The 4,626-nt window shown below is 60.8% G+C and carries 4 protein-coding genes; 1 reads left to right on the forward strand and 3 read right to left on the reverse strand.

Annotated features, from left to right (window positions below):
• Positions 1-63 precede the first annotated feature (63 nt).
• The 3 genes from B3187_RS11185 to trxB are packed head-to-tail and all read right to left on the reverse strand — an operon-like array spanning position 64 to position 2,521.
• Positions 64-774 (reverse strand): arginyltransferase, encoded by a 711-nt coding sequence (locus B3187_RS11185; RefSeq protein WP_286806476.1) that lies wholly within the window; start codon positions 772-774, stop codon positions 64-66.
• Between the two features lie 41 nt (positions 775-815).
• On the reverse strand, positions 816-1,520 hold the full coding sequence (gene aat, locus B3187_RS11190; RefSeq protein ID WP_286806477.1) for a leucyl/phenylalanyl-tRNA--protein transferase: 705 nt from the start codon (positions 1,518-1,520) through the stop codon (positions 816-818).
• 53 nt (positions 1,521-1,573) lie between these two features.
• Positions 1,574-2,521 carry a thioredoxin-disulfide reductase gene (gene trxB, locus B3187_RS11195; RefSeq protein WP_024460469.1) on the reverse strand — a complete coding sequence of 316 codons (948 nt, stop codon included), beginning with the start codon at positions 2,519-2,521 and terminating at the stop codon, positions 1,574-1,576.
• 264 nt (positions 2,522-2,785) lie between these two features.
• Here trxB and B3187_RS11200 point away from each other — a divergent pair.
• Positions 2,786-4,626, forward strand: a 1,841-nt coding sequence (locus B3187_RS11200; RefSeq protein ID WP_286806479.1) for a DNA translocase FtsK, incomplete at its 3' end; no start/stop codon positions are given.

The following is a 4,626-nucleotide window of genomic DNA, read 5'->3' on the forward strand; positions in this document are numbered from 1 at the left end:
TCCGAAGGGTATACCTCACCGGCGGACCGGACGTCACGCATATCTACTAGGTAAGAGAGTTGGTCAGTTAACCCTAATCCAGCGACGATTGACCAGCATCTCCAACGGCCGATACTGAGTCTTGTAATCCATCTTCCGACACTGCTTGATCCAATACCCCAGGTACACATATCGCAATCCCAGGGCCTTGGCCTGTTCCACCTGGGCCAGAATGCCAAAGACCCCCAGGCTGCGGCGGTCTTCCCGGCTGTCAAAAAAGGTGTACACCGCCGACAGCCCGTCGTCCAGTCGGTCGCACACCGCAACCGCTAGCAGTCGGTCCTCAGCATTTCGCACCTCAAGGTACTGAGTCACGCCCCAGGCCCGGCTTAAAAACGCTTCGTACTGGGCTCGTGAGGGTGGATACATATCCCCGTCCCGGTGGCGGGTATTGATGTAATGGGCATACAGCTCGTAGTGCTCATCGGCATCAATCCGCTCCACCATGGCCAGCGTCAGGTCCTCATTGCGCCGCCAGCAGCGGCGCTGCTTTCGGTTGGGGCGGAAGTGGTCGACCGGAATGCGACAGGACACACAGGCGCTGCACTGGGCGCAGTGCGGCCGGTACAGGTGCGCGCCGCTGCGGCGGAAGCCAATTTGGGACAGTTGGCTGTACAGGTCCTGGTCCACCGGCGCGTTGGGGTCGATAAACAGGGTGGTGGCTTCCTCTCCCTCCAGATAACTGCAGGGATGGGGCTGGGTGGCGAAGAGTTTGAGGTTCGACAGGTCGGTCATGGTGTCTCCTCCCGTCGGGAAGTCTATCTCTGGGCGTCGGTCTATAGCACGGGCTGATTCAGGTGCCAGGGACCGCTGATCGAGGGCAGATAGGCATAGTCTAGCAGGATTTTTTCGAAGGCTTCACGGGAAATTTCCTCCGCCCCAAGGCTGAACAGGTGTGCGCTGCCCACCTGGCAGTCGATGAGCTCAAAATGCCACGCCTTGAGTTGGGCGACCAGGTGGACAAAGCCGACCTTGGAGGCATTGTCCGCCCGGCTGAACATGGACTCGCCGAAAAAGACGCGGCCCAGGGCGAGGCCGTAAAGCCCTCCCACCAGGCGCTCTTCCTGCCAGACTTCGATGGAGTGCGCCACTCCCTGGCGATGGAGGCGCGTGTAGGCGGCCAGCATGTCATCGGTAATCCAGGTGCCGGAGGCGCCGTCGCGGGGGGCGGCGCAGGCGCGCATGACCGCCTCGAAGGCCTGGTCCGAGGTGACCGAGTACGTCCCTCGCTTGAGGGTTTTACGCAGGGAACGGGACACGTGCAGGTGGTCGGGAAAGAGTACGGCGCGAGGGTCGGGTGTCCACCACAGAATGGGTTGACCCTCCTCGTACCAGGGAAAAATACCCAGGCGGTAGGCGCGCGTCAGTCGTTCCGGAGACAGGTCGCCGCCACCGGCGAGCAGCCCGTTGGGTTCATCCAGGGCTTCGGTCGTGGGCGGAAAGTCCAGGGTGTCGGGCTCAAGCCAGGGAAGGGTAATCATGAGTGTGTCAAACCGGCCCCGAAGGGCCGGTGAACAGGTCGGGAGCGACCCGGTTACAGGTCGTCCAGATACTTTTCCGCGTCCAGCGCCGCCATGCAGCCGGCACCGGCCGAGGTGATGGCCTGACGGTAGACGTGGTCGGATACGTCGCCCGCGGCGAACACACCGGGCACACTGGTGGCGGTGGCATTGCCATTCAGGCCGCTTTTGATCTTGATGTAGCCGTCTTTCATGTCCAGCTGACCGGCGAAGATATCGGTGTTGGGCTTGTGGCCAATGGCGATAAATACGCCCTGGACGTCGATTTCCTGGGTGCTCTCGTTGAGCATGCTGCGCAGACGGGCGCCGGTGACGCCGTTGTCATCGCCCAGCACTTCGTCCAGGGTGTGGTCCCAGACGATCTTCACGTTGCCATTTTCGGCCTTGGCGAACAGCTTGTCCTGCAGAATCTTCTCGGCCCGCAGCTTGTCGCGACGGTGAATCAGGGTCACTTCGCTGGCGATATTGGACAGGTACAGGGCCTCTTCCACGGCGGTATTACCACCACCGACCACAGCGACTTTCTGATCGCGGTAGAAGAAACCGTCACAGGTGGCGCAGGCGCTGACGCCCTTGCCCATAAACGCCTCTTCCGAGGGCAGGCCGATATACTGGGCAGAGGCGCCGGTGGCGATGATCAGGGCGTCACAGGTGTAGGTTTCGTTACCGATCAGCTTGTAAGGGCGCTCGCTCAGATCCGTTTCGTGGATGTGATCGAAAATGATTTGAGTGTCAAAACGCTCGGCGTGCTGTTGCATCTCCACCATCAGATCCGGCCCTTGCAGGTCGGAAACACCGCCCGGCCAATTCTCTACGTCGGTGGTGGTGGTCAACTGCCCACCCTGCTGCATACCGGTGATCAGCACCGGGTTCAGGTTGGCGCGGGCCGCGTAGATGGCCGCTGTGTAACCGGCGGGACCCGAACCGAGGATAATCAGGCGATGATGCTGTGCTTCGCTCATGATTTGCTGTCCTTTACGTCAATTGAGAGTGAGGGGGAAATTTGAAGGCGCTCATCATAAGTGAATCGCTCTCGGGGCGCAAAATAGTATGAACCAATGCCAAGTATTGCTTTCTTTAATGGTAATCTCTCGGTTTTATCGCTTTGCGCTATTATCGGTCCCTTCGGGCCCGGGGCGAGTCTATGAACGGGTCGCTTTTGCAAACCCCGTTCGGGCCGATAGAATAGCCGCCGTCATTCTTACAACTCAACAGGATTAACCCGTTTGAAGCGTTCTCAAACCTCCACCGCCAGTAACGACGCCGCGCCCGCCGACAGTGTGCTGGTGCGCATCGTCAAAGAAGGCGCCCTGATCGGCCTGGCCGCCATCAGTGTGTACCTGATGTTGGCACTGGTGACCTATGACGCCGGGGACCCGGGCTGGTCGCACACGGGCGAGAACAGCCGCATTCGCAATGCCGGCGGCCCGGCCGGGGCCTGGTTGGCCGATGTGTTCCTGTCGCTGTTTGGCTATCTGGCCTACCTGTTTCCGGTACTTCTGGCCTACCGGGCCTGGCAGGTATTTCGGGATCGGGAGCGTCAGCCCGGGTTTGACTGGTTGCTGATCTCGCTGCGGGTGGTGGGCCTGATCCTGGTGATGGTAGCGGGTACCGGTATTGCCAGCATGCACTACCCCGATGGGGCAAGCCTGCCGTTTTCCAATGGTGGTCTGATGGGCGCTTCGGTGGCCGAGGCCGTTGAAGGCGCCTTCAGCTACACCGGTGGCACCCTGATTCTGCTGTCGATTTTCCTGTTCGGTATCACCATCTTTACGGACCTGTCCTGGTTGGCACTGATGGATGAAACCGGGCGCTTGACCTTAGTACTGCTCGATAAAATCCGCTCGGGCTTCCAGCACTGGCAGCACCAGCGGGCCGAGCGCAAAGCCGCGAAAGAGGCCCAGCGCACGCGTCGGGAAGCCGTTGCCAAGCAGGTTGAGAAAACCGCCAAGCGGGTGCCGCCCACGATCAGCGAGCCGGTCAAGAAGGCCCCGCCCAAACCCCAGCCCAAGCCGGCCCGGCAGGCCTCGCTGTTTGATACCAAGGACAGTTCACCTCCGGAGGGTGACCTGCCCTCGATTGATCTGCTGGACCCGGCCGACGAGCACAGCGACAAGTCCTACTCCAAAGAATCCCTGGAAGCCATGTCCCGTCTTCTAGAGCTGAAGCTCAAGGACTTCGGGATCGAGGTCGAGGTGGTCTCGGTGCAGCCCGGGCCTGTGGTGACCCGGTTCGAGATTCAGCCCGCCCCCGGGGTCAAGGCCAGCCGGATTACCAATCTGGCCAAAGACCTGGCCCGTTCGCTGGCGGTGATCAGCGTGCGGGTGGTGGAAGTGATTCCCGGCAAATCGGTGGTGGGGATTGAGATTCCCAACGAGCACCGGGAAATCGTGCGCCTGAGTGAAGTGTTGGCCTCGGATGTGTATGCCAAGGCCAAATCCGTGCTCACCATGGCCCTGGGTCACGATATCTCCGGCGAACCCATCGTGGCGGATCTGGCCAAAATGCCCCACTTGCTGGTGGCGGGTACCACTGGCTCGGGGAAATCCGTGGGCGTGAACGTGATGCTGCTCAGCCTGTTGTACAAATCCTCTCCGGACGAAGTACGACTGATGCTGGTGGACCCGAAGATGCTGGAGCTGTCGGTCTATGAGGGCATTCCGCACCTGTTGACCCCGGTCATTACCGATATGAAAGACGCCGCCAACGGCCTGCGCTGGTGCGTCGGGGAAATGGAGCGGCGTTACAAGCTGATGGCCGCCCTGGGGGTTCGCAACCTGGCCGGCTATAACCGTAAGGTGGATGAGGCCCGCAAGGCCGGAGAGCCGCTGAAAGACCCGCTGTTCAAACCGGAAGAGAACTACGAGCCGGGGGCCGAGGAGGCCACGGCGCCGGATCTGGAGCACCTGCCGGCGATTGTGGTGGTGATCGATGAGTTTGCCGATATGATGATGATCGTCGGCAAGAAGGTGGAACAGTTGATTGCCCGTATTGCCCAGAAGGCACGGGCAGCGGGTATCCATCTGATTCTGGCGACCCAGCGCCCGTCGGTGGATGTGATCACCGG

It is taken from the genome of Marinimicrobium sp. UBA4209, from assembly GCF_002381585.1.
Lineage (GTDB): Bacteria > Pseudomonadota > Gammaproteobacteria > Pseudomonadales > Cellvibrionaceae > Marinimicrobium > Marinimicrobium koreense.

Bases quoted from the DNA above. Each gene is read 5' to 3' on its own strand.
- B3187_RS11185 (WP_286806476.1), bottom strand. From the start codon at position 774: ATGACCGACCTGTCGAACCTCAAACTCTTCGCCACCCAGCCCCATCCC.
- aat (WP_286806477.1), bottom strand. From the start codon at position 1,520: ATGATTACCCTTCCCTGGCTTGAGCCCGACACCCTGGACTTTCCGCCC.
- trxB (WP_024460469.1), bottom strand. From the start codon at position 2,521: ATGAGCGAAGCACAGCATCATCGCCTGATTATCCTCGGTTCGGGTCCC.